This window comes from Butyrivibrio proteoclasticus P6B7 (assembly GCF_000622085.1).
Lineage (GTDB): Bacteria > Bacillota > Clostridia > Lachnospirales > Lachnospiraceae > Butyrivibrio > Butyrivibrio proteoclasticus_A.
This window is the reverse complement of record NZ_JHWL01000037.1, coordinates 1-26,921: the sequence shown is the minus strand read 5'-3', so window position 1 is coordinate 26,921 and position 26,921 is coordinate 1. Positions and strand designations below refer to the sequence as shown.

46 protein-coding genes are annotated in these 26,921 nt (G+C 37.0%); 36 read left to right on the top strand and 10 right to left on the bottom strand.

Annotated elements, in window-relative coordinates; translation table 11 throughout:
- Positions 1-1,418, bottom strand: a 1,418-nt coding sequence (locus T541_RS19920) for an InlB B-repeat-containing protein (protein ID WP_034467545.1), incomplete at its 3' end; no start/stop codon positions are given.
- Positions 1,415-2,059 carry a hypothetical protein gene (locus T541_RS0115575; RefSeq protein ID WP_026653556.1) on the bottom strand — a complete coding sequence of 215 codons (645 nt, stop codon included), beginning with the start codon at positions 2,057-2,059 and terminating at the stop codon, positions 1,415-1,417. The genes T541_RS0115575 and T541_RS19920, both read right to left, overlap by 4 nt.
- A 220-nt stretch (positions 2,060-2,279) precedes the next feature.
- Between T541_RS0115575 and lepB the strand changes: the two genes are divergently transcribed.
- Positions 2,280-2,852 carry a signal peptidase I gene (gene lepB, locus T541_RS0115570; RefSeq protein ID WP_026653555.1) on the top strand — a complete coding sequence of 191 codons (573 nt, stop codon included), beginning with the start codon at positions 2,280-2,282 and terminating at the stop codon, positions 2,850-2,852.
- Between the two features lie 945 nt (positions 2,853-3,797).
- On the top strand, positions 3,798-4,985 hold the full coding sequence (locus tag T541_RS0115565; protein WP_026653554.1) for a replication initiation protein: 1,188 nt from the start codon (positions 3,798-3,800) through the stop codon (positions 4,983-4,985).
- 36 nt (positions 4,986-5,021) lie between these two features.
- Here T541_RS0115565 and T541_RS0115560 read toward each other — a convergent pair whose 3' ends face one another.
- The 3 genes from T541_RS0115560 to T541_RS0115550 form a co-directional block, all read right to left on the bottom strand.
- Complete coding sequence (locus tag T541_RS0115560) at positions 5,022-6,617, bottom strand: hypothetical protein (protein WP_026653553.1); 1,596 nt, start codon at positions 6,615-6,617, stop codon at positions 5,022-5,024.
- A 77-nt stretch (positions 6,618-6,694) separates the two neighbouring features.
- Entirely contained in the window at positions 6,695-7,003 is a 309-nt protein-coding gene (locus tag T541_RS0115555) for a hypothetical protein (protein WP_026653552.1), read from the bottom strand.
- Between the two features lie 289 nt (positions 7,004-7,292).
- Positions 7,293-8,183 carry a helix-turn-helix domain-containing protein gene (locus T541_RS0115550; RefSeq protein WP_026653551.1) on the bottom strand — a complete coding sequence of 297 codons (891 nt, stop codon included), beginning with the start codon at positions 8,181-8,183 and terminating at the stop codon, positions 7,293-7,295.
- 446 nt (positions 8,184-8,629) lie between these two features.
- Here T541_RS0115550 and T541_RS0115545 point away from each other — a divergent pair, with 446 nt between their 5' ends.
- The 34 genes from T541_RS0115545 to T541_RS0115380 all read left to right on the top strand — a co-directional run bounded on the left by T541_RS0115545 (position 8,630) and on the right by T541_RS0115380 (position 24,842).
- Positions 8,630-9,067 carry a DUF7659 family protein gene (locus T541_RS0115545; protein ID WP_026653550.1) on the top strand — a complete coding sequence of 146 codons (438 nt, stop codon included), beginning with the start codon at positions 8,630-8,632 and terminating at the stop codon, positions 9,065-9,067.
- A gap of 123 nt (positions 9,068-9,190) precedes the next feature.
- On the top strand, positions 9,191-9,640 hold the full coding sequence (locus T541_RS0115540) for a hypothetical protein (protein WP_026653549.1): 450 nt from the start codon (positions 9,191-9,193) through the stop codon (positions 9,638-9,640).
- The gene (locus T541_RS0115535) at positions 9,641-9,928 is read left to right on the top strand and encodes a hypothetical protein (protein ID WP_026653548.1); all 288 of its coding nucleotides are present in this window, start codon (positions 9,641-9,643) and stop codon (positions 9,926-9,928) included.
- A gap of 188 nt (positions 9,929-10,116) precedes the next feature.
- Positions 10,117-10,890: a hypothetical protein gene (locus T541_RS0115530; protein WP_034467542.1), complete on the top strand. Its 774-nt coding sequence runs from the start codon at positions 10,117-10,119 to the stop codon at positions 10,888-10,890.
- A 34-nt stretch (positions 10,891-10,924) separates the two neighbouring features.
- The gene (locus tag T541_RS0115525; protein ID WP_026653546.1) at positions 10,925-11,128 is read left to right on the top strand and encodes a hypothetical protein; all 204 of its coding nucleotides are present in this window, start codon (positions 10,925-10,927) and stop codon (positions 11,126-11,128) included.
- 87 nt (positions 11,129-11,215) lie between these two features.
- Positions 11,216-11,404, top strand: coding sequence for a hypothetical protein (locus tag T541_RS0115520; RefSeq protein ID WP_026653545.1), 189 nt, complete (start codon positions 11,216-11,218; stop codon positions 11,402-11,404).
- A gap of 17 nt (positions 11,405-11,421) precedes the next feature.
- A complete protein-coding gene (locus tag T541_RS21485; protein ID WP_155839549.1) occupies positions 11,422-11,580 on the top strand; it encodes a hypothetical protein in 159 nt (52 codons plus the stop codon).
- A gap of 12 nt (positions 11,581-11,592) precedes the next feature.
- Positions 11,593-11,907: a hypothetical protein gene (locus tag T541_RS0115510; RefSeq protein WP_026653544.1), complete on the top strand. Its 315-nt coding sequence runs from the start codon at positions 11,593-11,595 to the stop codon at positions 11,905-11,907.
- Between the two features lie 26 nt (positions 11,908-11,933).
- Positions 11,934-12,056, top strand: a complete 123-nt coding sequence (locus tag T541_RS22000) for a hypothetical protein (protein WP_278247053.1) — start codon at positions 11,934-11,936, stop codon at positions 12,054-12,056.
- Positions 12,057-12,108: 52 nt separating this feature from the next.
- Positions 12,109-14,085: an LPD1 domain-containing protein gene (locus tag T541_RS0115500; protein WP_026653543.1), complete on the top strand. Its 1,977-nt coding sequence runs from the start codon at positions 12,109-12,111 to the stop codon at positions 14,083-14,085.
- Between the two features lie 45 nt (positions 14,086-14,130).
- Positions 14,131-14,388, top strand: coding sequence for a type II toxin-antitoxin system RelB/DinJ family antitoxin (locus T541_RS0115495; protein ID WP_034467540.1), 258 nt, complete (start codon positions 14,131-14,133; stop codon positions 14,386-14,388).
- Positions 14,381-14,557, top strand: coding sequence for a type II toxin-antitoxin system YafQ family toxin (locus tag T541_RS21205; RefSeq protein WP_081779994.1), 177 nt, complete (start codon positions 14,381-14,383; stop codon positions 14,555-14,557). The genes T541_RS0115495 and T541_RS21205 overlap by 8 nt, the downstream gene beginning before the upstream one ends.
- 146 nt (positions 14,558-14,703) lie before the next feature.
- Positions 14,704-14,994 (top strand): hypothetical protein, encoded by a 291-nt coding sequence (locus T541_RS0115485; RefSeq protein WP_026653541.1) that lies wholly within the window; start codon positions 14,704-14,706, stop codon positions 14,992-14,994.
- A gap of 40 nt (positions 14,995-15,034) precedes the next feature.
- Positions 15,035-15,685, top strand: coding sequence for a hypothetical protein (locus tag T541_RS0115480; protein WP_026653540.1), 651 nt, complete (start codon positions 15,035-15,037; stop codon positions 15,683-15,685).
- Entirely contained in the window at positions 15,682-16,263 is a 582-nt protein-coding gene (locus T541_RS0115475) for a hypothetical protein (RefSeq protein WP_026653539.1), read from the top strand. Before T541_RS0115480 ends, T541_RS0115475 begins: the two co-directional genes overlap by 4 nt.
- A gap of 212 nt (positions 16,264-16,475) precedes the next feature.
- Positions 16,476-16,883: a hypothetical protein gene (locus T541_RS0115470; protein WP_026653538.1), complete on the top strand. Its 408-nt coding sequence runs from the start codon at positions 16,476-16,478 to the stop codon at positions 16,881-16,883.
- A gap of 52 nt (positions 16,884-16,935) precedes the next feature.
- Positions 16,936-17,280: a hypothetical protein gene (locus T541_RS0115465; RefSeq protein ID WP_026653537.1), complete on the top strand. Its 345-nt coding sequence runs from the start codon at positions 16,936-16,938 to the stop codon at positions 17,278-17,280.
- A 23-nt stretch (positions 17,281-17,303) separates the two neighbouring features.
- Positions 17,304-17,849: an NUMOD4 domain-containing protein gene (locus T541_RS19915; protein WP_034467537.1), complete on the top strand. Its 546-nt coding sequence runs from the start codon at positions 17,304-17,306 to the stop codon at positions 17,847-17,849.
- A 60-nt stretch (positions 17,850-17,909) separates the two neighbouring features.
- Positions 17,910-18,236: a hypothetical protein gene (locus tag T541_RS0115455; protein ID WP_026653536.1), complete on the top strand. Its 327-nt coding sequence runs from the start codon at positions 17,910-17,912 to the stop codon at positions 18,234-18,236.
- A 14-nt stretch (positions 18,237-18,250) separates the two neighbouring features.
- A complete protein-coding gene (locus T541_RS0115450) occupies positions 18,251-18,505 on the top strand; it encodes a hypothetical protein (protein WP_026653535.1) in 255 nt (84 codons plus the stop codon).
- Between the two features lie 13 nt (positions 18,506-18,518).
- The gene (locus T541_RS0115445; protein WP_026653534.1) at positions 18,519-18,776 is read left to right on the top strand and encodes a hypothetical protein; all 258 of its coding nucleotides are present in this window, start codon (positions 18,519-18,521) and stop codon (positions 18,774-18,776) included.
- Between the two features lie 35 nt (positions 18,777-18,811).
- Entirely contained in the window at positions 18,812-19,114 is a 303-nt protein-coding gene (locus tag T541_RS0115440) for a hypothetical protein (RefSeq protein ID WP_026653533.1), read from the top strand.
- Positions 19,114-19,452 carry a hypothetical protein gene (locus tag T541_RS0115435; protein ID WP_026653532.1) on the top strand — a complete coding sequence of 113 codons (339 nt, stop codon included), beginning with the start codon at positions 19,114-19,116 and terminating at the stop codon, positions 19,450-19,452. Before T541_RS0115440 ends, T541_RS0115435 begins: the two co-directional genes overlap by 1 nt.
- Positions 19,449-19,643: a hypothetical protein gene (locus tag T541_RS0115430; RefSeq protein WP_026653531.1), complete on the top strand. Its 195-nt coding sequence runs from the start codon at positions 19,449-19,451 to the stop codon at positions 19,641-19,643. Before T541_RS0115435 ends, T541_RS0115430 begins: the two co-directional genes overlap by 4 nt.
- Positions 19,644-19,657: 14 nt before the next feature.
- Positions 19,658-20,215: a hypothetical protein gene (locus T541_RS0115425; protein ID WP_026653530.1), complete on the top strand. Its 558-nt coding sequence runs from the start codon at positions 19,658-19,660 to the stop codon at positions 20,213-20,215.
- A gap of 17 nt (positions 20,216-20,232) precedes the next feature.
- A complete protein-coding gene (locus T541_RS0115420) occupies positions 20,233-20,571 on the top strand; it encodes a hypothetical protein (protein WP_026653529.1) in 339 nt (112 codons plus the stop codon).
- A gap of 403 nt (positions 20,572-20,974) precedes the next feature.
- Entirely contained in the window at positions 20,975-21,910 is a 936-nt protein-coding gene (locus tag T541_RS0115415; RefSeq protein ID WP_026653528.1) for a phosphoadenosine phosphosulfate reductase family protein, read from the top strand.
- Positions 21,911-21,931: 21 nt separating this feature from the next.
- Positions 21,932-22,357: a hypothetical protein gene (locus tag T541_RS0115410; protein ID WP_026653527.1), complete on the top strand. Its 426-nt coding sequence runs from the start codon at positions 21,932-21,934 to the stop codon at positions 22,355-22,357.
- A gap of 13 nt (positions 22,358-22,370) precedes the next feature.
- On the top strand, positions 22,371-22,568 hold the full coding sequence (locus tag T541_RS0115405) for a hypothetical protein (protein WP_026653526.1): 198 nt from the start codon (positions 22,371-22,373) through the stop codon (positions 22,566-22,568).
- An 8-nt stretch (positions 22,569-22,576) separates the two neighbouring features.
- The gene (locus T541_RS0115400) at positions 22,577-22,867 is read left to right on the top strand and encodes a hypothetical protein (RefSeq protein ID WP_026653525.1); all 291 of its coding nucleotides are present in this window, start codon (positions 22,577-22,579) and stop codon (positions 22,865-22,867) included.
- A 136-nt stretch (positions 22,868-23,003) separates the two neighbouring features.
- A complete protein-coding gene (locus tag T541_RS0115395; protein ID WP_026653524.1) occupies positions 23,004-23,474 on the top strand; it encodes a hypothetical protein in 471 nt (156 codons plus the stop codon).
- Between the two features lie 47 nt (positions 23,475-23,521).
- The gene (locus T541_RS0115390) at positions 23,522-23,788 is read left to right on the top strand and encodes a hypothetical protein (protein WP_026653523.1); all 267 of its coding nucleotides are present in this window, start codon (positions 23,522-23,524) and stop codon (positions 23,786-23,788) included.
- Between the two features lie 9 nt (positions 23,789-23,797).
- Complete coding sequence (locus tag T541_RS0115385) at positions 23,798-24,211, top strand: hypothetical protein (protein WP_026653522.1); 414 nt, start codon at positions 23,798-23,800, stop codon at positions 24,209-24,211.
- A gap of 19 nt (positions 24,212-24,230) precedes the next feature.
- On the top strand, positions 24,231-24,842 hold the full coding sequence (locus T541_RS0115380) for a hypothetical protein (protein ID WP_026653521.1): 612 nt from the start codon (positions 24,231-24,233) through the stop codon (positions 24,840-24,842).
- Between the two features lie 70 nt (positions 24,843-24,912).
- Here T541_RS0115380 and T541_RS19910 read toward each other — a convergent pair whose 3' ends face one another.
- The 5 genes from T541_RS19910 to T541_RS0115355 form a co-directional block, all read right to left on the bottom strand.
- Positions 24,913-25,158: a helix-turn-helix domain-containing protein gene (locus T541_RS19910; RefSeq protein ID WP_034467531.1), complete on the bottom strand. Its 246-nt coding sequence runs from the start codon at positions 25,156-25,158 to the stop codon at positions 24,913-24,915.
- Positions 25,140-25,580: a hypothetical protein gene (locus T541_RS0115370; RefSeq protein ID WP_026653520.1), complete on the bottom strand. Its 441-nt coding sequence runs from the start codon at positions 25,578-25,580 to the stop codon at positions 25,140-25,142. Before T541_RS0115370 ends, T541_RS19910 begins: the two co-directional genes overlap by 19 nt.
- 10 nt (positions 25,581-25,590) lie before the next feature.
- Positions 25,591-25,821: a hypothetical protein gene (locus T541_RS0115365; RefSeq protein WP_026653519.1), complete on the bottom strand. Its 231-nt coding sequence runs from the start codon at positions 25,819-25,821 to the stop codon at positions 25,591-25,593.
- A 55-nt stretch (positions 25,822-25,876) separates the two neighbouring features.
- Positions 25,877-26,275, bottom strand: coding sequence for a hypothetical protein (locus T541_RS0115360; protein ID WP_155839548.1), 399 nt, complete (start codon positions 26,273-26,275; stop codon positions 25,877-25,879).
- A 10-nt stretch (positions 26,276-26,285) separates the two neighbouring features.
- On the bottom strand, positions 26,286-26,921 hold a 636-nt coding region (locus T541_RS0115355), incomplete at its 5' end, for a DnaD domain protein (RefSeq protein WP_034467528.1).

The following is a 26,921-nucleotide window of genomic DNA, read 5'->3' as shown; positions in this document are numbered from 1 at the left end:
GCACCATTAGCCTGTTCAACAGCTGATTTCTGATCCGACTTAATCTGCGCTCCATTTGTAGCGGCAGCAGTAGCAACACCACTTACATTCATTGTAGCAGATGCATCCGCTGAATGAATTGTTGATGCAGAAGTCTGTGATTCATTAGCAGAATGTACTTCTGACTGAGGCGCTGTAGTAGGTACTGTTGAAGCTGAAGCCTCTGGAACGTTTTCCTCTACAACTTCTTCTGTGCTTGGCTGAATGTCGTTATAACACATAGCAAAAGCATAGAATCTGTTTGTTGTAAACGTTATTGTTGAGTCATTATTATCCTCATCCTCAAAAGAATAAGGTTTACCGTCTCTTGAAATACAAACCATTCTCCAATGTCTATCTGGCTGGATAAGATCATCAGGGATAGTAATCTGTATTTTTACAGGACTCTGAGTCTCATAAGTAGTAAGTGAATTATTAACTGTAATGTTGAAATAATCAGTTACAAGCCAATCTTTACCCTGTGCATACTTAAAAGCAGCATCACAAAGTGGGCCCTGTGAATGGTGATATACCTGGATAGCTCCATTTCCACCATCACTCAAAATCTTATAAACAGCATTAACAGCATTTGCCTTACCATCATTACCATTCTGCTCAGAAGCAGTTGTCTCACCTGCAAAATTAGCTGTGATCACGATATTGGAATTAGCAACAGTTATTGTTGTTACCTTTGCCTTCTGATCCGCAATCTTTCCACCAGATGCAGTCCATGAAACAAATTCCTTACCTGAAACAGAAGAAGCAGTGATTGTCACAACATCACCAGCACAAGCAGTATACTTATCAGCAGTGCCACCATACATTGTGATAGAAACCTCTTTTTTGATAGTAGCTGTAATAGTTACGTTCTGAGAAGGCATCTTGAATGATACTGTTGAACCATTCTGAGGAATTCTAACGCCATTAGCATTAGTTTTCCAGTTGGTAACAACCTCTCCCTCGCCAAGATCAGCAGAAACAGTAACCGTATCTCCTACCTCATAAAGACCATTTTCATTATCAAAACTGAGCTTATTTCCTGTAGCCCTATAAATTGTGGCGGTATTACTTGTTATTGTGCCTTCATAGAGATTAGTATCCTTTAAGGTACAATAGTAAGAACCAGCAGTTGTAGGCATATACTCCTTACTGTTTGAAACAGTAGAACCATCTTTATACCATGTATAAAGAGCCCCACTTGTCAGTTCCTGATCGCCATCATAGGATGCAGTAAGCTTTCCGGTTGTTGAAGAAAAGGTCACATCAAGCTCTCCTTTTAGCGTATCCAACTCTTTGTCCGCCGCACTTACTCTTGGAGCGTTGAGCATAAAGACAAAAAACATGACAAAAACGCTGATAAGAAGGGCTATCAAGTTGATACTTAGATTAAGTCTCTTCATTGATTTTCCTCCAAATCCATATTCTCAGGGAAGATAACAAGTTCTCTTGTAAAATCTACTATTGTATCAGAAGTATCTTCTGAGAGCTTGTAAGGAAAATCAAACTTATAAAATCTTTCAATTCCCGTATCTGATACAAATTTAATTTCCACCTTACACATGTCACCATCACATCTGGCTGCAGCATCAACAATCCTTGCAGAATTTTTGAGTTCGTCGCACATCTGATATAGATTCAGTTCTTTTTGTTTCTTTTTTGCGCTATTTTTTCTTACAACATATTTTGAAAATGAATAAGACTCATTAAATTCATGTGATCGTAAACCCTTTATAATAAGAGTCCTAATACATTTCCCAAGAGGTCTTAATGAAAAAATCAACCCCCCAAATACAGCTATAAAAATAAATAGTGACAAATAAATGACATTTTCAGATCTACCAGTGATAAGAAAAAGCAATCCTTTAAATACATTTATTATCAGAACAAAATAGACAACATATATAAGATAATTAAATATCCTGCCTAAAGTCCTAGGTATCAATGTTTTTAAATTTTCTTTTCCAATATCACCATTAAATTCATCAATGACATTAATAAAAGAATCTGCTGACATGTCAGGGTATACAAAGTTAATCTTCATAGTAACTTCCCTTCACCTAGCAATCTATAAAACTTTAAATCAACATGTTTATCTACAGCAACACATATAAGTAATTTCAATATATAAATAATTATGTTAAACATATATACATATAAACAATAAAACATAATATAATAATACCTTTGTAGAAGTATTTACCTATATTGACATAAATCGACACCTTACCCTAAAATCCAATTAACTTAGCGAGGATAAATAAATGAAAGAAAATAATAATATAGTGTTTACCTTGAAATGGATTGGTATTGCTGCCATTGTGTTCGCTATATGTCTTTTTACCCTAACCTACATAGCAATGCCTTCAATTGTTGATGGTAAATCCATGTACTCAACTCTAGACAATGGAGAGCTGGTTATATGTGATAAAAGAGCATATAAAAACAAGGATCCTGAAAGATTTGATATTGTAATTTTTAGTGTAGACAAAAGGCTCTCTGAGAATGGATATTATATTAAAAGAGTCATAGGTTTACCCGGAGAGACAGTACAAATCGATTATGAAGGTAAAATATATATAGATGGAAAATTACTTGAAGAAGATTATGGATTCCAACAAATAGAAAATCCTGGAAGAGCAATAATGCCTATAACTGTACCAGAGGGATGCTATTTTGTACTTGGGGATAATAGAAACCATAGTCAGGATAGCAGATTTGAAATGCCAGGCTGTATAGAAAAAGAGACTTTACTTGGTAAAGTAACGATAAGATTATTGCCTCTAAATAAAATAGGATACATCGATTTGTTTAAAGAAAGATCAAAAACTAGGTAAGAAACACACATAAAAACCGTGTGTTTCTGATATTATTTAAAATACACATTAATTTGTTTTTATTAATAAGATAAGAAATGCAGTAAATAAGCGCACCAGAATAAATAAAGGTCGCAGGAAAGGGAATGTAAAGTAGTAATTAGTGGAAAGATAAGTCGTAGAAAAGGGAAATTAAAGACATAAGATAGGGAAAATCATAAGTCGTAAAAAATGGAGTAATAAAAAACAGATATTATATAAAAGGTCGTAAGAAAGGGAAAGAAAGGTCGTTAAATATGGACTCCCTTTTTTACGACCTTTTATATTTAGAATAAAAATATAGACACTTAATAATAAAAATATCAAAAATAACTATGTGTCGATAATTTTTATAAAAATATAAACGAAAAATAAAAATAAAATAATAAAGGTCGTAAGATTGGGAAAACAGACTCCCTTTTTTACGACCTTTATAAAAATGAAAAATGGAACAAAAAGCGCACTATCCCTGAAAATATTAATGATAAGGTCGTAAGATTGGGAAAATAATAGGAAAATCTATAGCTAAGGTCGTAAAAATGGGAATATAGGTCGTAAGATTGGGAAAATTTAAAAAGGAAAAAGAAAAAAAGAAGTTAAGGTCGTAAAAAAGGGAGTAAAATCCACAAGTCTAAGATGTATTTTATATATATACATATATAAAATACACATAAATAGGGCAAATATCAAACAAATAAAAAACCTGTTTAAAAGAGTTAAAATAGACAAAATGTACAATAAAAAAGATAAAGGTCGTAAAAAAGGGAGTGAAGGGTAATAAGATATGGAGTTAATAATATTAAAATAAGGAATAAAAATAAAAATATGACGAAAATGCAGAGAATACCTATTATTTGTTTGGATTAGATCCTTTTAAAATATATAATAGATGTTAGATGGCACATAAAATTGCCATGGAGGGTCTGCATGGGAAAAAGTAAAACAAAAGAAAATTTAGCCATAATAAGAAGTAGAACATATAAAAAATCAAACGAGCTGATTAATAGTAAAGGCAGCAGTTCAAACTTATGTCAAAAACTGTTTGCAGTTGGAATGTTCCACATGGAAATCGATGAGACCAATAATGTAATTGCTACAATAAGTACTACTGAATTACAGGCGTTATTTGGAACAACATCTGGCTCTTTATACACACATATAGAAGAAGCGTGTGACAGATCCTTTAAAGGACAAACATTATTTGACTGGCAAATTCTAAAAAAAGATCCTGAAAAAAAGATTCTTGTTGCTAGTCAGGTAGTTACGGACGCAGCCTTTAAAGATGGGACCCTAATAATAAGATATAATAACTCTTTAACAAATATGATTGTTGACCTTAAAAACGACTATACAATACTATCCCTATCAGAAATATTAGCGATGAAATCAGTACACTCTTTAAGATTATATGAAATATTAAAGAGTTGTTATGATAAAGAAGTATATATGTCGAAAGATGCTGGAAAACACGCATTCCATTTTTCATTAGTAGAATTAAAACTATTATTGGGAATAATACCACCAAGTAGTGACAAAAGAATACAAAAAGAACTGGCAAAAGAGTACCCAAACTATACACTGGTGGAAGAAATTTTAAACAAAAATGGAGAGAACAAATACCCTGAGTATAAGCATTTCAATAATGAAGTAATAAAAAAAGCTTTAAAGGAAATTAATAGTAAAACATCAATACATGTTGAGACAGACAGAACAAAAACTGGAAGAAATACAACAGGACTTTGGTTCTTTGTAGAAAAGAAAGAAAATCAAAAAATAGAAACATCTGAAAAACCACTCATGTCACAACAGGAAATGGACAGTATTCTTGACTCACTGTACGAAATGATGCATTCAGTATTCAAAGTGTCAGAAGTACGAGAGTTGTGCAATATGGCAAACTATGACAAGGAAAAGATCATTGATGCATACGAATATATGGAAGAGTATAACGGAAAAGATATAGATGTGCCAATAGCTTTTATGAAAGCTGCCATAAAAGAGGGGTATAAAAAGCCAGATAAGAAAATAAAGAAGTTTAATAATAACAGATTCAACAATTTTCCCCAGAATGAATACGATTTTGGAGAGCTAGAGAAACAGTTATTAGACAACTAACAAGAAAGAGAGGTCTTTTTTGACCTCTCTTTTAGATTATACATAAATCCTATTTAATGAATCATTAACCACAAACAATTTCTCAGAATTCCCAAGATCATAAAGCATTACACCCAGTATCTGATGTCTATTTAGATTAAAAGAATCAGAATAATGTGAAAGCGTTCTATAAAAATCCTGGTATTGTTTCTTTGTTTCAAAAACACAAACCATGTGCAACTTTTCAGAACTATTCTTATATTTTGAAAAATACATCGCTCTTATCCAAGCCCCTATGTCAAAGCATGGAAATTCCACACATATATTAGTACTAGAACCTTCAAAATAATTGCGTAGATTAACTTTGATATTATCTCTTACAACAATAGGAGCTGAAAGAGGCGATTTATACGAGATATTTCCGCATAAATAAGATAAGCTGGAAGTGATTTTATGTATAAGTTCAGGATTTTTATCTAACAGACCATAAACTATGCGATCAGAAACAAGAGTAGTGGGAAGATAGTACACCTGATAACCCCTTCTAAGCCTCTGCATAAACGCATTCTCCCTATCAGAAATACTAAACAAAAGCTTAACCATTTCTTCTAATCTTGATTGAGAAAACCTGCTCCTTATAAGATTATAATCCCTATGCTGATAAGGATTTCTTCGCTCACCCAATAATTTCTTAAATTCGCTTACAAAATTTCTATCCAAAACCTGCTTAGTGCGTTTTAGATTCTCGCCGTCTTTACTTATTCTTGCACCACCACATTTAACAAGGAAATTTGTGATAAAGCTTACATCTGGGAATCCGGTAAGGTAAGCATCGTATACATTATCAAGATGCATTACATCCATATAATCAAGGAGCTGCTGGCAATTAGTAGGAGAGTAAGGATGAAGCTGATTTTTAAGCCCATTTTTACCATCCGTAACACCCTTTTGTGAAAACGAGAACATTATAATGCTCGATAATGGACGGTCCATTATGCCAAGAATGGCATAATTCTCAATCTTTTTCATAAGAACATCGTTATGCTCAGTCCCAAGATCCTGCTCAACATAGACAGTAAAGAAAGGCTTTGAGCCGAATCGCTCATAAAGATCACAACGAGCATCGACCTGAAGAATAGGAACATTGCTCTTATAATTGAATGAACGCTCAGAAAGAAGATACTCTCGCTGCCAAGTCATTGAATAGCCAAGGACCAAAAGCTCATAAAAATTATAACCAATATAGTACGTATGGCTTTTGGCTACCTTTGATCTGTTTTTCTTATATTTAGTAGTAAGTTTTCCTTGGCAAAGAGAATTAGCGTACTGATAACCTTGTGCGGTAATGTAATAAAATACTCTAGCTGTACCCTCCTGCTCTTTAAATGAGGTAGCCTTCTCTTGTTGCAGATAACCTTGTTCAATAAGCGGCTTAATAACCCTGCTGGATAAGTGTGAATATAATGGATACAGAGGACACAAAAAAGAAAGTTCTTCCTGAGTGAGATAAAAACTATAAGCGCACAAAACCAGGACAGCGCTTTTTAGATCACTGCCAGTATACCCAAGTTTATCTGAAAGATATTCAAATAATTCTTCTTGTGATGAAAAGCCAAGAGACGAATGATTCACATAAATATCATTATCAAGCATCTTAATTACCTCTTTATTGATATTATAACAAAAATAAGGGCCATGAACCTAAGCTCATAGCCCTATCATACCAATTCTCATACAAGAACCATATCATCAACCCAATCATTTGAAGGCTCAGCATCCCTAGCCTCAATTAATAATGAATCATACTCAGAAGATACAAGCTCAAGGATCTCCTTGAAATCCTCCTTTTCAAATCCTCTATTATATGTAAGATGAAATTCTGGGAGCTGAATACCACAGAATTTTGAGTTCTCATTATTAGTTGAAGAAATATGAACAACGAAGCTCTCTTCTCCATTATCTTTTTTAATTATAGGTGAACACCACATATTTAATACCTCATCATAAGTCTCGTTTACGTTATTAACTGCGTTTTTCATAATTATTTACCCAAATCTTTCCTTCCGTTTTTCAACTGTTGATGTAATGATATCGATAGGTGTCAATCTATAGCAACCCCTTTTTTTAAATTTTTTCAAAAAAATTTTTTTAGGCAGAAAAATAATTTCATTTTCCATGTCTAGCAAGAGCAAAAATCATAAAAATTCTCTAAATAAAGACTGACAAAAAGCAAAATTGACAGACAGATAGCGAGATAAAAGCCCGCAAACCCGCATTTTTACAGCTTTATAAAAAGAAAAAGAGTTCACTGAAATTAATTCAATAATTTCAATGCTGATATGGTATATAGCTTGAAGAAATAAGTGCTTCTAACTTCTGGGCAGCAGTGCCGTCAAGATCAGTTACATCGCCAAGTTCTTTAGTATAAAAGTATATAGCCCTACAGCTATACTCAGTAGCAACCCTCATACACTCCTGCAGATCGGCAGGGAAATTATGCCACACCATTTCGACAACGCCATCTACCAAGACTTCTTTATTTGTAATGGGAACAACAAAGATGGTGTCTACAGGATTACCAATCTCAACTTTTCTGACCCAGGTTATGCCTTCAATAAATTCACTGTTATGGTCGATACGAGAACAATTTTCGAGATAGCCGCGTGTTACCTTGCTTAAAACACCAACAGGGAGCTTCAATATCTCATTATGAAATATCATAGGAGAATATGAACATACACAGCGCCTAAGATAATCAAACGAATATCTAGATATCTTTTTCCTGCCAGCTTCCCAAGCCGCAAGGGAGCTAATGCTTACATCATACTTTGCTGCAAATTTGCGCTGGGAAAGACCGGTTTTTGCCCGTAACGATTTGACAAGTTCGGGTAATAAAGCCCTCTGTAAAGAATCCTCGCGCGGATCTACCCTATCAAGCAGATAACGATGCAGGATTTCATCCTTAGCATAGCCCAGTATTCTCTCTTTAGCCGCAATAAGCAGCTTTGCTACGTCCTTATTAGCACCAACCAGCTCAGAAAAAGACAGATTTTTAAACGCCATAGTATCACTAATATAGTATTTCCATTCATCCTGAGTTAAAGGAATAGATAGAGAAGCACTGATCTTGGTGCCAAGAACAGGATCGCCAAAATCAGCATCGGAAAGAGATGATAATAATTGCCTTTCTCTGAATGTTAAACCTTCATAAATAGACATAATTAAATTTCCTCAAAATGCGTTACTGAGTAACGCAATAATATGTAACTGCGTTACCGAGTAACGCAGCAATGCCTCACCTCTATACTAATATATTAACAAAAAAATGCAATAAATAATACGTATTTCAGAATGTTAAAAACTAAAAAGAAGTATTCTATGGTACTTTGCGCTTATTTGCCACTCTTTGTTATTGCTGTGTATATAATTAATACATATAATAAAGAAGTATTTTTAATGGTTATTTAGAATCTTAGTACATCAACTAAGTGTATTATCCAAACCCACAGGTATACGTGGTCATTACTATTTAACCAGGAGGAAATTTTAAGTTCGCAATCAAAATATTACAGACGCTAAGAGCTATTGCTTTTGGCGTCTTTTTTGTTGCCAGCTTTTAATTTAATACAACAACCTAAAAATAAATTAAAAAGGAGGACAAGAAAATGAAACCAAGAAAGTTTCAGAGCTACGTTGACATGCAAGTTCAACACCAGAAGGACATAGAAGCTATTCCGATGAGCTTTGTTTTCAGCTGCCGAAATAAAGAGGATGCTGATAAACAGATAATAGCTGATCTGAAAGTAAATGATATGTCTGAAGTCACACGGTTTAAATACGGAGGCTATGTCAGAAAGGCTGATTTAAAGACTTTTGACGATATCTGGAAATTGCACGACGAAGAATATGAACTATTTTTAAAGGATTCAGAAGAAAATCTTGTAAATGCAATCATCAATGAAATGTGTAACCATGAATATGGATATACATTAGATCCACAAGATACTTTGATGGCTCTTGGTAAAAACAAGGACGACCTATTCAACGATCCAATGTTCGCAAAAGCGTGGGCAAAAGCAAAGAATAGAGTATTAAGTGAATGAAAAAGAGCAAATAACTGCTGCCGTATAAGAGAAATCTTGTATAGGCGGTATTTTTATTGCCCGAAATGATTGCAAAACTAACCAACAGGCGAAAGCCTAATTCAAAAAAGGAGGACGGCAAATATGAAAATTTGCGTATCTATCGACTCAGAGAGCTACACAACTCTGAATGTCGACAAAGTTGTTTCTGTAGACGAAGCAGTAACAAAACTACTTACCAGCTATGACTGTTCTGGTTTATCTCTTGAAATAGAGAAACAGAACGATAGCACAAGAATCACACTGAGTAATAATGATGATTACTTCATTGTTGCTCAGGTATTTGATATGCCAGCATATCAGTTTGCGACAATCTGGTGGCATGCCTACGATGGGGTTGATTTTAAGCTAGAAAATTCCCACGCTTCATTAGATGATGCGATAAGAGCCCTTGACACTTATGTAAATGAACAGTGGAAAGCGGATGAACATTACGAAGTTGAATGGTACGACGAGGGCGATAGCTCCGCAACGGCTGACAATGGTAATGAATGGGAGATGCTTCAGATCATCAACCTAAAGGAGGTGGCTTAAATGACATCAATTGAATTTATTCACGATGAGAAAGATGAACTCAAAGCTCTCGACATCATAAGCTGGTGTCCGTTTTGCACGCAAAGAGCACATCTAAAGGTAACTGGCAAAAAGAAGATGGAGGCTGTCAGAAATTACATAGGCAGCTCTATGCTTACACAAGACCTTCCATTCGAAGCATCAGAAAGGGAATTTATCCGTTCAGGATACTGCCCTGGATGTATGAAGAGAATAATGGGAGTAGAAGTATCAAAAAATATCAAATATGTGAGAAATGAAAGGAGATAAACGAGTCCTCGGCACACCGAGGTTGCTGTGAGGGTGAAGTAAACTAAAGAACAGCATAAAGTAAGATAAATCGGGTTGCCTGATGAGAAACAAATAGTCAGGCAATCGCCTGGCTACGGCATTAAAGTATGCTAAAAAACGCCAGCTGATCTTACTATCCACGAGCGAAAGATTCGTTAGTGGTGTTTATGTCTAAGAATTACAAAGTAGTATGGTTAAGTGCAGGTATCAGCTCATTTATAGCTGGATATCTAGTAAAGGATACAGTAGATGAATGGATATATATTGATGTTAAGGATCAGCATCCTGACTCAATGAGATTTGTTCATGACTGTGAAAAAATCCTTGGGAAAAAGGTAACAATCCTCAGATCAACAGAATATGAAGATGTTGAGGATGTATGCAGAAAGAAAAAGTGCATCAATACCCCTTATGGCGCGAGCTGCACGGGGCAGTTGAAGAAACGTGTCAGAAAACAGTGGGAGAGAGCTTTTATAGAAGAGCATGGCCACATGAATCTCACTTATGTCTGGGGCTTTGATTTTAAAGAATCCCATAGAGCTGAGAATATGAGGCTTAACTTCCCTGAGTTTGAACACGAATTTCCTCTTATGGATAAAAACATATCAAAAGAGGATGCACATGGTCTTGCACTATCATTAGGTCTTAAAAGACCAGTAATGTACGACCTAGGCTTTCCGAATAACAACTGCATTGGTTGTGTTAAGGCGGGCATGTATACATGGAACCTTGTTAGAAAGCACTTCCCTGATGTGTTTGAAAGAAGAGCGAAGCTTGAAAGAGAATTAGGTCACAGTTGTCTCAATGGAATATTCCTTGACGAGCTTGATCCTAACGCTGGCAGACCAAATGAGGTTACGCCAGAATGTTCCATCTTCTGCTTTTCAGTAGAGCAAGAGTTAAACAATGCATCAGAAACTGTCTTTGAAAAAGCAAGCTAATAGTTTTAGCTAAGCAACAAGGAGGAAAACAAGTATGTTTAAGAAAATAGAAGCAGACATTTCAACAGTAGGTCAATTGAAAGGGGTTCTTACAAACTTTAGTAATAAAGATTCTGTAAGTTGCCTCGGCCTTAATAAGGTTTCAATCGCCTACGATGAAGAAAGAGGGCTTGTATTATTAGATGAAGAAAAGGAGATTGACGATCTTTGTGATCCCGATCACCTACCTTTTCGCTAAACATATGATTTTAGGCATCGGTATTAAATACCGGTGCCTTTTTATTTTGAGTTATAAGGAAGTATGAAAAAGGAGGGAATACCTTAAATGAAGGGGTTCAAAACTAAAAACAGTATGTACTTAGTAAATAACAACAAGAAGGAGATAACAGGCGGAGTATTAGGAGATAACTGGTATACGTTTGAAAGCGCAACGATTCTTGTAGGAATGAGCGCCAATATCTTGCTTACTGATGGAAGAAAATTAACTACTAGTACAGTTGAAAGTTATTTGTAAATAGGAGGAAATAAAAAATGTTCATATATGAAAGAGCAACAGCAAATTTATCAATAGCACAGGAAGGATACCTGCAAAAGGTACTCGAAGAGATGGGAATTGAAACAGGATGCACTAATGATGGTGGGTTCTGGTGGAATGACCCTATAACAAACAGAACAGAGATTTGCTATTAAAAGGAGGAAGTTATGTCACAGAATAAACAGCTTTGGGCACTTAGATGGAGCCCTGTTGGATATAAAGTAACATACAAAGCATTCATTATTGCTGAGGATGGTCTTGAAGCTAATTATTTTTGGAACAAGTACCAGAAACAGCATAAAGAAGTACATGAAACATGGGCAAGAGCGAGACTCAGAGTCCAAGGATATGCTACATTCCATCCTTCTGATGAAAATGAAGAAAAGGAATTTAAAAGACTTTTCCCAAGAAAAAGGAAGGCTGGAGTATATCTTTGCGATGAAGAAAGAGAAAATCTTGCAACAGACCATGTAAATGACTAAGAAAATAATGAAAGGAGTTAGTATCCATGAAAAAAGAAACTATGGATATAAAGCAGCTTATCAAATTAGGCATAGATTACTACCCTGATAACGATGGCGGTATATGGTATAAAGATCCTACATCAGGAGAAACCATACACATTTATTGATAAGCGTAATTAACAAGGAGTTGCCCCTATGGGCGAAAGGAGAGAATAAATAATGGCGAAGAAGATAGACTGGACTATTGAAGGACAGATAAATCTTTTTACATACTTCGATGAAATACAAGAAGCTATGAAAAAGGAGGAGGCGGCCAAAAACGTTTTGGCGAAAAAGCCAATCTCTTTTAAATCAAGAAAAGAAAAAATTCTGCAATCTGCAGATGAGTATCTTAAAAAAGGAGAGCGACTTACAACTCTTGCCAAAGAAAGATATGGCGAGATGATGAAGGAACTCTCCTTTTCTGATATAGAAGAGAAACTATTTTCAATCAAGGTAAATGGATATGACATCAGCTCAACGCTGGTGCCTAAAATAGCAACAACTGTTGTTAGACCGATTCTTAAGTCTACTGCTGATTATTCCGACGAGAGTAATGCTATAAAGATGCTAAAGTCTGTGATCGACTACGATTTTAGCGTTGAAACAGTAAATATCGAGTCAGAATATGTTGCGGCAGTAAGATATCTAAAGAGAAAATCAAGCGAACTTCTAAAGATCACCATTCGTGAAGAGGGTTTTAAACCACTTGTAGCGTATGGATATAAGAATAATGCACATCCAAAGAATAGAAAGAACACCCTTTTTAAGGATGGCTCGATGCTTGGTGATGTAGCAGAGATACTTGCTTGGCTTATCTGCTTTACGCAGTACACAAGAGCCATGAAGAACGATGATTTAAGACCTGCGATTGAAGAAAAGCTAACTGTAAAGTCATACGGATGGGATTGCAACAAGACAATAATGGAACTGCTGAAAAGAAAATCAGCGCCAAGAGGTGCATGGAATAAATACGCTTCCAATATAAGGGAACTGTATGAAGCCCAGAAAGCCCCTCTTGCACTCCCACTCCAATATGCACAAAGACCGTCTAAAGCTGCGATAGGAATTATCTGCAACATGCTCGGCTATGATGAAGATGAAGTCGTAGAGCTTAATATCACAGAAAAGAGCTGCATATCTAAGAATACAATCTACTTAGATAAGTACCACAAGCCTTTCTGTTACGTTCTCACAAAGGATCTCGACAAGATTTTCTCTTACACAGACCCTTTAAATGCAGTAAAAATTGGATTTGGAATCCCTGTGTACCACGACTACCTAAGTAAATTAGATAGGACGATTACATTAAGAGATGAAGAAAACCCAGACTTTATTGCGACTACATGGCCACAGCCTGGTGGGGGCAATAGCGTTGATAGATGGAGATACCTTCAGGTTATAGATATGGTTCTTGAACTTGTATTTGATAACTTTAAAGAGAAGGTAGCTACGCTCAACTATTTCAAAGAAAATGAAAAGAGCAGAGCAAAAGTCTATCAGACAAAGAAAAACATCCCCGAAAAGGTTGTTAAAGCCATGCAGGAGAATGAGCTTAACTCATTCTTTGGATATGTAGAATTTGACGAAGAGGTGTCACTTGATAAAACAAGCGACCTTATAGACGAATTCACAGCTTTTAAAGAGACATATCTAAAGAGTCTTGATACCTCATCTGTAAGCATTCGCTTCAGAAAGCTTGGCAACTATAAGGCAGCAGGCTTATATTTCCCTGAGATCGGATGCCTATGTGTAGACATAAGACACCCTGATTCGCTTATCCATGAGTACGGACACTGCATTGACAATGTAGTTGGCAATAAAAAGAGACTGTCCGAAGAGGCAGATTTCTATGGTTGCTACTCTGCATACCGCAGAGCATTTTCAACCGCAGTTCTTAAGTCCGATGACGCTAAGGATAAGCTTAAAGGAAAGTATAAGAGTGATTATTACTTGCAGAGAACAGAAGTATTCGCAAGATGCTTCGAAATGTATGTAGTAAGAACACTTGGAATGACTAATTCCATCTGCAAACCTGATGAGAACATGGGATTTGCTTATCCAGACGACAATGAGCTGATGGATAGAATAAATACCTATTTTTCAAAGCTACTAAGCGATATCAATGGTGAAAGCACTGAGCAGGCGGCAGCTTAACAATGTACATCTAATGTGTTACAATGACTATACGGAGGTGTGATTATGAGTAAAACAATTACTGTTCGTGTAGATGAAAATACAAAAGAATGTGCAAGCAAAGTATTAAAGGAGGTAGGACTAGACATGTCAACAGCAGTTAACATGTTCTTAAGGCAGGTGATAATAACGAATGGGATACCATTCAATATATCTGCTGAAAAGCCTAATAAAGTAACACTTAATGCATTTAATGAACTTGACAATGGAGGAGGGAAGTCTTTTTCTTCTGTAGATGCCCTGATGGAGGATCTTAATGGTTAGCGAAATTATACGCTCGACGCAGTTTAAGAAAGACTACAAACTAGCCATAAAGCGTGGTTGTAAGGAAGAAGATTTTAAAGAAGTATTCACTTGCCTGGCGGAGCAAAAACCTTTGCCAGATAAATACCACGATCATTCATTAAATGATTCAAAGCATTATGCAAGGTGACGGAGGATTTATAATCTCTGTTACATTCAAAGCGGCCATATGGGACGAACCATGTACCTACAATTACTATATTCTTGAAAATAGATCGCATTATCCTGAAGATTATGAGAATGAAGAATCAGGAACAAACAAGGAGGAATAATTTAATGTTCAACTTAAATCAGACAAGACCAGCGATAAAGCTTGAAAGACTACAGAAAGTTCAGACAGAGGGAGACAAGATGTTCAGATTTGGAGACGTAGTGCTAATAAAAACACACATCTTTTCAAGAAAACTTACTCCTTTTGATACACTTACTGGCAAAGAAATCCAGAAGATCGCTCTTTATGAGGAAAATGTAGGCAAGTTTATTCTTGTCGATGTTAAATCATTTAGACACGTCGGTATTTTCAAGCCAGAGTTTACATGCTGGTATACAGGAGAAGAGGTTGCGTAATGCAGCCTCTTCTTTTTAAGAAGGAGGAAAAAAATAAATTATGAAAGCAACAGAATTTTGCAGATTCTTCGACTTTGATATAAGAAGAGAAGAAGGATTTTCGGAGTTTGGCAGCATGTATAGATTCGTAATAACTGACACCCAAGGAACAGTATCAGCTAAATACATAGTTGACATTTATGACGTGACAGAAGCAGTTGATATATGTCTAGGTGCCTATATTGACGAAACTTTACTTGATTACGGATTTATACCAGATGAAAACTGTAATGACGGATATTATGAACAGGCGCTTAAGTTTATTACCGAAGGAGATGGAGATGCCCTCATAGGCACAAACACTCACAAGGTAATTGAATGCCTGTGCGATCCAAAAAAGATTGAGGACGATGTGACTGGAGATAACAGTGAGAACGTAAAGAGTTTTGTATATGACTACTTTGCAGAAACGCTCATTTATGCTCCAACTGCAATTGACGCACTATGCGAAAAAGAAAACACATCGCTTCAAGAAATCATGGAAGCAATAATAACTGCTGCCGATACAGACAGTATCGGAGGAAAAGAAAGTATTCAGGAATTATACGCCACTCTTTTCCAGCAGCTTTCTACTGTATGTTTGGAAGATTTTCTCTCAGGCATACATGAGCTTTACAATGAAGCTAGAAAGTACGCTGAGGTGTCTAAATGATAACCACAGGAAAAGAATTAAGATGGGAGAACCTTTGCAGAGAAACTGCAATAATAATCACGAATGATGGAGACATCTATGAGGATTTGAACCATCAGTATTGCCTGGATTCTTTTGCAAAAGATTACTTTGCTGATATGAATTTTGAAGAAGATCTAATGGATATGATAGCCATTACAGATAATCTCTTTAAGAACGGAAAATTTCATGGATTTGACCTGTTTATAGGTGATGATGTGAAGATCCTGGCATCACATTATAAAAGAGCATTTGAAGTAGATAATGTCACTATGGCAGCTATAAAATATGCAAACAAGAATGGATGCGTAATCGCCACGTTTACCAATGATGATAAGCTTGGCGGAGATTTAAAAGAGATTATAATAAATCAGGAGGAAATTAAAGAGAAGGGCGCAGAGGAATCTGCCCCTGCTCTTTTTTTGTGCAAAAAACAGGGCAAGAATTTGCGACAATTAAATTCCTTCACAGATAAATCCATTCATTATATTTTTACCTACCTAATTTGCGCACTTTTGCGCTATTTTGCCATGTTTTCTTGTTGCTATAACTTCTTATAAGAATGTAAAATAATAGAGTATTTATTTTATTATTCTAGTATCTAACGTTTATCAACGTTATGTTTTACCCAAACCCACAGCTATACGTGGTTATCATTAAATAACCAGGAGGAAAATAGAAGTTTGCATATTAAAGACGCTATTTGCGTCTTATTTTTATGCCAGCTTTTAACATATATAAAACCAAACAATTAAACAAGGAGGTGCGTGTAATGAAGTTCATTACAGCAAAAAAATGGATTGTAGATCATTACGATCAGTACGGTATCGACCTAAAAGATAAGTCCGAGATGATTGCCTTCCTGAATATTCTTCAGGCAGCAGGCGAAAACCTTGACTCATTCCATGACTGCGTAATAAATGGACATACTGAGTTCATGGATTACATAAGCCATTATGGATGGGAGTCCGACCAAGACCTGTATGAAACTGTTATGTCACATAGCGAGTTCTACACGGAAGAGGAGTTTATAGAGCACATGCTCGAGTGGACAAAGGACTTAAAGAACGAAGGGCGAGATCCTGCTGAGGAAATCTATGATTGGACCTATGATGAGCCAATCTCAGATACAAAAATCTACAAAACTGAAGATGGATACGTAAGACGTATCTGGTGTTAAGACAGCAATTATGGTTGCTGTCTTTTTATTTTTAAAAAGGAGAATAGGAATAATGAACAAGTATTCAGTAAAAGTTACCAACATGAATGCAGATACCCCAAAAACAATTGTCTACGAGGGTAATAACCCAAAAGAGGCACTGTTTGCATGGTCTGTTTGTGAGTATTGCGCTCCACAGAGAGTGTCTATCCTTGCAAAGAAGAAGGATCACGCCATGGAACTTATCAAAACAGCAAAAGAAAACCTTGGCTGGCTTAAAGATAACTGTTCGCTTCTTGGTTTCCCATATAACTGGGAAATGATAGAGAACGGAATCAACGATAAGATTGCTGATGATGGAGAATATTTCAGAGACTCAGAGTATATGGAAAGCATCTATCCATTCAATGTTGCGTAAGAAAAAAGGAGGAAATAAAAACCATGAGAAACTATTCAGAATGGAAGCCGATACCTGGTTACGACGGCAAGTATGAAGCATCATATTTTGGCCAAGTAAGACGTATTTACAAAAATGCCAAGCCAAAACTTCTTACTGCTTATGAGAAGAAGAACAGAAAAGGCTCAAGGTATCTGGTAGTAAAGCTGACAAATGATTCAGGCAGCAAGGAGATAAAACTTGCAACAACTATTTACCTCACATTCAGAGGTAATGTACCCGATGGCGGCTGTATTACTCATAAAGATGGCGATTTTGCCAACAATGAGTGCAACAACCTCATTATCCTTACAAAAGAGGAGCTTGGGAGAAGAACGGGGTATATGTCAAAACATAAACCTGTTCTTAAGTGCACACCGGATCTAGTGCCAATAGACTGCTATCGTTCAGCAAGAGAGGCAGCAAGATGTAACTATATGAGCTATCAGACAGTTATAGATCGCTGCAATGGTAAATGCAAGAGCCTTTGCGCTCCAGATGGATATGTCTATATGTGGGATGATGAATCATTTTATGAAGAAGCAGCTTAAAAACAAAAACTAAAAAGGAGGATGGCGTAATTGAAAGATATTACGTGAAAAAAGATTATTATGTTAGATTACAGCAGAATAAAAGCAGAAAAAATGATTGCGGAACTTAGGAAAGACCAGCCTGGCATGGTTGAGGCACTGTACTGTGCCCTCAGAAAAGAGTATGTTAAGCATGATGCCCTTGCGTATATCGGTGATGATGCCGGTACTTTTGCAAAGGAAGAATCTGATTATTCAGAAGATGAAATCGAACTTGCTGATGCTATCGCAGAAAGATACGCTTACGAGGGAGATTACGACTGCACATTGCCATACTGGACAAACATTAAGAACCTCTATGAAGAGATTACTACATCGGACATAGATCCTGATATTGATCTTGACTAAGGAGGCATATTCTTATGAAAAAACTAAATACAATGATAGATTACATGAAGCTTGTTATCATATTTAACCTATTCCTACTTGGAAGTATCGAATCAGAGGCGCCCAAAGCGACTCTGATTTTTCTTTTATCAACTCTTTTTATGTCACTGACAGCTGAAGCCATACTTTTCAAAGTAAGGCAGATCCGCCAGTACAAGTATGAAAGATACCTCTACAGGCTCGAAAGGGTAGCAAGTAGAGAAGTAAGAGAAACAGATGATGCAGCGTAAGGAGGAATTAGGAATGAGATATACAGACAAGTGTAACGCTATCGCTAAAAGCTATCACGATTTCTGCGATATGCAATACGAAGCTGATTTAAGAAAGGCAGGTCTTTCGCTTACAGATTGGAAAGAGATTAAGAGGCTCATACCTCTTCTTGGCTCTATTGGAAACATGGAGTACACAATCTATGAGAAAGCGGCCAAATGGTTCAAAGATCACGGTTTTATAGTCGTGGATGCGGACAATGACAAGATTGGCTATCGTATAACAATTTAATAATTAGTAACTAGAAATAAGGAGGAAACAATATTATGTACGGAAACAATAAAGCAAAGGAAGTATTTTCAATTCCAGTTGAATGGATGGTAACAGAGAATATCGAGGTAAGAGCAAATTCACTTGAAGAAGCGGTAGAGTTCATCAACAATCATGCTGATGAGATCCCTACAAGTAGAGATGCCGAATATATTGATGGCACATGGAAGATTTCTGCAGATGAGGACAACGACCTTGATACAAAGAAGATTTGCGAAAGACTTGGATGCTATGGATACCTTCATAGAGAAGCTACCGAATACGACGTAGTAGATTCAAAGATTGGAGGTGTTGCATAATGGCGCAGGATATCGCAAAGCTCTGTTACGAGCTATACAAGATTGACTGGATGAGAAGAATTTCTGCAGACAGGCAGATCGATGCCTATAAGGATTGGTATGAGGAGGAGTACGAACCACATGTTAGTACGATTCCAAATGCCTATACCGGAGAGGCAGAGCCTTATTATGATGGACTTACTTTTGAAAATTGGATCGAAGAATTTGGTTATGACGGAGACATTTATGTTTCATATGAAGAATTCCTTGATACCGAGTATCAGAATGAAGAATACATCAGAGGACTTCTTGATAATGCGGCGCTTTACTTAAGATATCTTAGAGAGGTGGCAGCATGACAGGAAATCAACTAAAAGACTTCATCGACACGTTCCAGCTTGGAAACATGCCTGTTTTTATCGGATGCCAAGGATATACCAATGCAAACGATGAGGACAATGAAACAGTAGTTGATGTGATCGATGGAAAGATTATCGTACATGACGCTTGTGGTGACTACACAGAAGAGATCACAAGCAATAAAAACTAATAAGGAGGTAAAGTATGAGAGACTTTAGAAACAAGTATGCATGGTCTTTATACCGTGCAGAGCTTAATAAAGGATATCCATATGACGGAACTGCTGCCTTTAGACTTGATAATGGCTATGGCAGTGGTAGAAAAATGATCAATGAACCATCAAAAGAGTTTTTGCCTTACTGGGCAGCTCTTGAACTGAAGAAGGAAGGCAGACTTAATTCTAAAAAGACAGTTATCGAGATTCTTGATGAGTGTAAGAAAAGATATAACGCAGAAGTGGCATATCGTGAGGAATGGAAGTCAAAGCCAGACACTTACAAAGGCTATGAACTCAATTGGGAACACTTTATGCCCTATGATGATTACTACAATGCCTTTGATTGTGAAACTCTAAGATGTGTTCTCCCATTTAGGGCAACAGAAGAGGATAAAAAGGCTCTGCGTGAGCTTATCTATATCCCTTTCCGTGATCCTTATTGCGATGGAAGAGATTGCACAGGAGCCCGCTTCACAGGTTCATTAAGAATATATACAACGCAGGAAAAGACCTTTATCTATCATAGGATAGAGGTTGACTGCTGAAAAAGGAGAAACTGAGTATGAAATTTATTAAATATGTCACTACTAGTAAAGAACTTGTAGACCATGTGCTAGAGGAATACCGCAGATGCGACGCAGAGCTTAATAGTCTTTACTTTGACTTTAGAGTAAAGATGAAGAAAGCAGATATACTAACGGCCTACGCAGAGCTTCAGGATATCATTAATGGCGATGCTGTTGTGCATCTTGAGGGCGATAAAGAGGCTGATAAACTTATCCCTGAAGGTATGTATGAAGATATCTACGAAGGCAGCTGCAAAGACTTTCTTGAAAGCCTCAACGACGGCAATGTGTTTGCCAGATTTGACGATGATGAAAGGCTGGAATTTATATTCTAAGAAGCAATATGGCGAAGATAGGTTTATTAGTATGGAGAGATTTATATGAGACATGTTAAAAGATTAAACAGAAAGGATTAACACAGAATTCCTCGTAAACGAGGTTCCTGTAGCGCTGCTGGGCGTCATTTTAAAATATGCGCCTAACCAGCGCATATTTTAAAAAAGATGGGATGGAGTAAGGGTTGTTCCTTATGTAAATCAGCTTAAAAACAGGGTAAAACATATTAACTACGGATTGCGGATAGCGGGAACTGTGACGAGGGCGTTCCAAAGATACCGATTACAAGGTAAGTAATGAGATTATGGTAAGCAAAGCCGAAGGATAATCTCGGGCATCCAATAGAAAACAGCATTAAATGTATCTCGCATGATAACGGGGCTATTCCGTGTAGTGTGAGTTGTGTTAAGAACATATGAAGAATTAAAAGAAATCAGTAGCCCAACAGAAGAAGAATTTCTTCTTCTGGATAGGCTGCAGAAAATAAGAAGTACCGTTTCAATGTACGGAGAGGACAATTTCTTTATATCCTTTTCAGGCGGAAAAGATTCTACAGTGCTTTCAGCACTCATTGACCTTGCCATTCCAGGCAATAAAATTCCAAGAGTATTTGTAAATACAGGAATCGAACTCAATATGATCCGAGATTTTGTTTTAGATTTAGCAAAAAAGGATGAGAGATTTGAGATCCTGCAACCACAAGTTGCGATTAAGCCTATGCTTGAAAGAGACGGATACCCGTTCAAATCAAAAAAGCATGCGCATCATGTTGAGAGGTACAACCGAATTGGTATGTGCGACTCAGTAAAATCGTATCTCGGTGAAGGCACTTGGGGGCCAATGCAGAGCTGTCCTAAAATACTAAAGTACCAGTTCACGGAAGGATTTTCCAACAGACTTTGCGTATCAGATCTTTGCTGCGTAAATATGAAAGAGAAACCTTTAGAGAACTGGGGCAAAGCAAACAATCGCCCAATTTCAATCGTTGGCATAATGCGTGACGAAGGAGGCAGACGAGAAAAGGCAGTATGCCTTGCTTTCGAAGGTAAAAAGCTAAAGAAATTCCAGCCAATGAGCGTTGTCACAAAAGAATGGGAGGAATGGTTTATTAAGGAGTATCAGATAGATATCTGCCCTATATACCTTCCGCCATACAACAGACTTCGCACGGGATGTAAAGGATGCCCTAATTCACTTAGGCTTCAGGAAGAACTAGATTTCTTAAAAGAATACTTCCCCAACGAATATCGTCAGTGCCAACTGATCTGGGGACCTGTATATGAAGAATACAAGAGAATTGGCTTCAGACTGAAATCTGACGAAAAAATAGCTGCATGAAACGAATAAAAAGGAGGTAAGATGAATACATATAGAGAGCTAACGCTTAAGGCTTTGAAAAAAAGCAATCTTTGTGCAGGATATAGAGATTACATTTCAAATGAGCTTGAAAAACTGTGGAGCATGAATACAGGTAAAGTTAGTATTGAAGAAGTTCCTGATAACAGAGGAGCTGAACCAATCGATATTACAGACGAGTTTCACCATGAAGAGCATGGGACTATCACCTGTCCACACTGCGGTCTAACTTTAGATGAGTTCGTAGTAATGCCCCACAGATATTGCTATATGTGTGGCGGAAAGTTCGGTGAAAGGAACCTGCGCACAGATAAGGACGACTATTGGATAGAAAAATGCGAAAAGTACAAAGAAGAAGGCAATTGTACCGGCGATTGTGCTGAGTGCAATTACCAAGAATATTGTTGCGATAGCATATATCCACAGTAACAAGGAGGAAATTATGGATTATTTTATAGGAGAAGGAACAAATATTATCAAAGAGTTCAAAACACTCAAGAAAATGTTTGATTACCACAAGAACATGGAAATGCCTGCAAAACATTTTTGCAAACTGTATGACCGAGCCAATCATCGCCATGTTGATGGCTGGAGCATTCAGTGGGATTACAAAAATCCCAAGTGGCATTATGACAGGTAGGCAGTAGTATGTTAAATACAAGGCTAGAAGCTATTGAAGATGATATTATGGCCGCCCTTAAGTCAAAAAGATATGGGCTAGAAAAACCAAAATACAAAAATGTCTTTATTGATAGCGGAGCTGCAAACGATGAAATCACAGACTATACGCTTCAGATTTTTGAAACACTTTCAAAAAGAGACAGAACGGTTTCATTTAGAACCAGCGGCTGTATTTTTCCGGTAGTTGTCAGACTTTCAGATTACGAAAGCGTTGATACGGAGGAATTTAATGGAAGCCTATTCATCCATGTTCACTAAGGATATGCTATAATAAACAAAAGCCCATTGATAATGGTTGAGCCAATGAGCTCTGTTGATAACGGAGGGCAAAAGAAATTGTAGAGAGACTTGATTTTCAAGTCTCTCTTTTTGTATGCGCAAAGGGAGGTCACGTATGGGTGAAATAAGAATACACCTTACAGAAAAAGGAAAAACAAAAGCCAAAGTATATATAAATGAGCTTCTTGCTAAGAGAAAAGAAATTCTTGATGCAAAGCTCGATACTGCAGACTGTACACCAATTCCAAACATAAAGGATATAGAGAATCATATCTCATATGACTGTGCAGATTTCGAGTTCAAGGAGTATAGAAATACATACGAGGTAACAGACAACTATGAAGCAGATTACCCACTTGTGTTAAGTGCTGACGAGGACTTTACCCTGCATCCTTTACTAGGTGATTTCTTTAATTGGAAATGGCACGATTTTGAAGAGGATCAGGAGGATGATTCTAATGATTGGGCCATCGACGTAGAAGGAATAGGTACAATCTGGAAACCTGAAATGACACTATCACCAGACGTTGCTGATGATGAGTGTATGAGGGTTTCAATAAATGGTAGATATTATTATTTTGGTTAAATGAAAAAGGAGGAAAGTAAGGCAAAACGCCTTATGAATTAAAAACAATGTCAAACTTACTTATAAATAGCACACTAAACGTTAAAGGAGCAATTCTTGATGTAAACGATATGATCCATATCAAGAATCATTACAGAAGAGCTGCAATGCAGGAATATGTATTTGAGACCGCTGAAGATAATATCACAGAGGACGATGCTCTTAAGATTGCAGACAGAGCAATCGAAGTAATGGACAAATCGAATTACACAGAAAATGATGCGATCAATATCGCAAGAGAACAGCTTGGCTTTAAGCCAGCTTTTTTTGGTTGAGGTGTGTTTATGGAAAGAATAGATGACAAAAAATACCAGGATGCGTTAGCTGACCTCGATAGGTTCAAAGAAAACGCCATCAAAGAAGAGTTAGCCGGCTACACAGAAGAGTACAAAAGTTCAAAGTGGTTTCGAGAGCCTTCGCTCAAAGATGCAGTAGGAGAAGGAATTACTGATGATTTTTCTTTATTTTACAGCGCTATAAACGGCAGATGCGCGGATATTGAACGATTCGTTGAGTTATTCGATGCTAAAGCGGTTGCGTTTGGCAAAAGCTGGTATGACGAAGATCTTTGCTGCGAAAGAACTGGTTATGAATGGGAAACAAGCATATATGTGCGTTTCAGAAATATTGCAGCCGAAATACTTGGTCTCGAACCAAAGGCTTTTACAGAATACTACGAAGGCACAGGAGAATGCTAAGTAACAAGGAGGAAAGTGTATGTTATATACAAATTATGTCTGGACCAAAAAAGCCCAGATACTTGCAGATATAAGTAGTCTCGATGAGACCAGGAAAGCAGGATTTCCTGCGAAACTGAACTACGAGCCACTTGAAAAGTCACCACAGATCGCAAAAGCATGGCTCAATGAAAAATACATTGAGAAAGTGGAAGAAAAGCTCCCTTTCCTTCAATTTTATTGGAAGGGAGATAACACATGCGCATCTTATCACATGATTAAGATGTTTGACGAAAATGGAATTGAGTGGATCAGAAGTCGGACTGGAGAGCTGATGGCTGAAATAGGAGAGAACGGCGAGATGGTTCCTGCCACATACTATTATGTTGCTGGAAATCTCTACGGAATAATCGAAAAGCCCAAGAGTACCTCGACTTACTTTGGATTATCTTCAGAAGAACTATACAAAAAGAATACTGACGGATACACAAAAGAAGAGGCTCTTTTGTGCGATAACAATATTCACGCCAAGCCATTTGCATCAAGCTTATATAATGCAATTAAAAAGGCAGCAGACTACGTAAAACTTGGGTGTAGCGGAGTGGAGATACTCCAATGCATCAACAATAAATACGCCGTCGTAAGCTACTAAAAAGGAGTAAAAAGAGAGTGGAGAGCTATCTGTTATATACAGAAGTTCTCCACTCTTATTTTTTTGCATTTTAGTATTCCGTTCCATCTTCTAGCAAGTCATTATCGTACATAACTTTAAAATCAAGAAGATCCAAAAGAATCTGTTTTGGATTCCTGTGGCCCATACGCCAATCTTCAAGGGTTCTTTTAGGAACATTATATCTCTTACAGAATTCTATATTGCTAAGCCCTGTCATTTCCTGGATATCTCTTATATTATGTCCGTATTTGCTCTTTGGAAGGTCAGTAAATGATTTCAGCTGCTCTTTTTCCATACACAAAGATTCTCCCTTCTACGCTCAGCAAATGAATGCTTTATCTTATCGGCAAGATCACTGGTGATCGAATTAGCATTAGCTATATAAAGTCTGGCATAAGTAAGAAATGGTCTTATATCTCCAAAGCCCATCTCCAGATCAGCCTCAACATCGTCGATAAATCCTTTATAGCCCGTTTCTTTATACTCAGAAGCCCAAGTATCAGCAACATCTATTCTATTACCGGCAAGCTTAAGAAGAGCATAAGCATAAGCAAGAGGGAACCGCCCCAACACTTCTACAAGGACATATTCCTTATCCTTATCTTCCATAAGCGGAAACGCATTATGTAGATAGTACATATACTCGGTAAGAGTAGTATCCTTATTTCCCTGCGCCCTGTCAAAATCGTCCATGATTATCTGTTCCTTATTTCTCATACGCTCCCTTTTAAGCACGAAGCTTTTCTAAAGCCTCTGAATGCTTTTTGAAAAATGTTTTTCCAAGCAAACTAGCCTCGATCACTAGAAAACTTGAATTATCTTTGCTTGTTAGCTTTATAGACCTATCTCGTCCATTTATGATTACATCTGACACAATCCATTCATTGATGCGTCCGTGTTCGGAAACCTCATACATAGTGGTTCCCTGCTCGGGTAATTCCCTGGCCTTCAAAAACATCTGCATATCCTCGCAACTTTAGTAATAAGTAAATGATACCACGCAGATGGCTCTCTTAGAAGTCTGTAGACCAAGGAATGAAGAACTCACTGTCAATAGCGCCTACAGAAACAAGTTCACGCTCATCTTCGGCAGGTCGTTCATTCGATTCATATTGCACATCTTCAATAGCAACAGGCCCCGATTCAGCTACAACACAATCGTTATCTCCAAAAGAATCTTCAGCAATATCCTGCTCTGGCAAATCGTCAGCTTCGGCAGCAGGTATACCCTTCAAAGTATGCATATCAACCTTAAAAGACTCATTATAGTCGCTTTCTTTCATAAGCCTATGAATGTCTCTAAGTATCTTTTTTAGCTCCGATTTAGCGGCAAATATCGTTGGGATAGAAGCAGATGGATCAACATTATAGCCACTATCCTTTAAAACCTTTATAAAACCTAACTTATCCATAACAAACCTATCAGTTATCAAGGAGCTGACGTTCAAGCTCCGCAAAATCAATGTTATTATTCTGTGGGAAATTATTAAATGAATTCTGGTGCTTTCCCCACATCTTATCAGCTGCAGCAACAGTATTTATACCATTATCGTGCCAATTGATAGCGACAGTCTTAATATACTCACTACCAAACTTACCTGCTGCCTTACATTTTTCCAAGAGATTTAACAAAAGATCTCCTGAAAACAGAAGAGAATCAAGAATAAACAAAAATACGCTGATCTCTGTTGAATTTAAAGGGCTACCCTTGATAAGTTCAGCCTTCCCAAGAATAGAAGAGTAGCTTTCGACACCGCTATTTGTAAAAACAGCATCACAGAAACATATATTTAGTACATTAACACCATCAGAATAAGAAACTGTAATAAGTCCTATCTGCGAGAGTTCGTTGATAGTAGCCACGACATCCTCAGCATCAATACCAAGCTTGTTGCCGATAGACTCAGCTGAACTATCACCAAGACCTGATTTAGCCGCTACAAGAAACAAATAAACACGCACCTGTCTATCAGAAAGATGTGGCATATATTCAGTAAAAAAGACAGAGGGGACTCTAATACAGCTATGTTCATTTAAGATATTTATATATATCAGAAA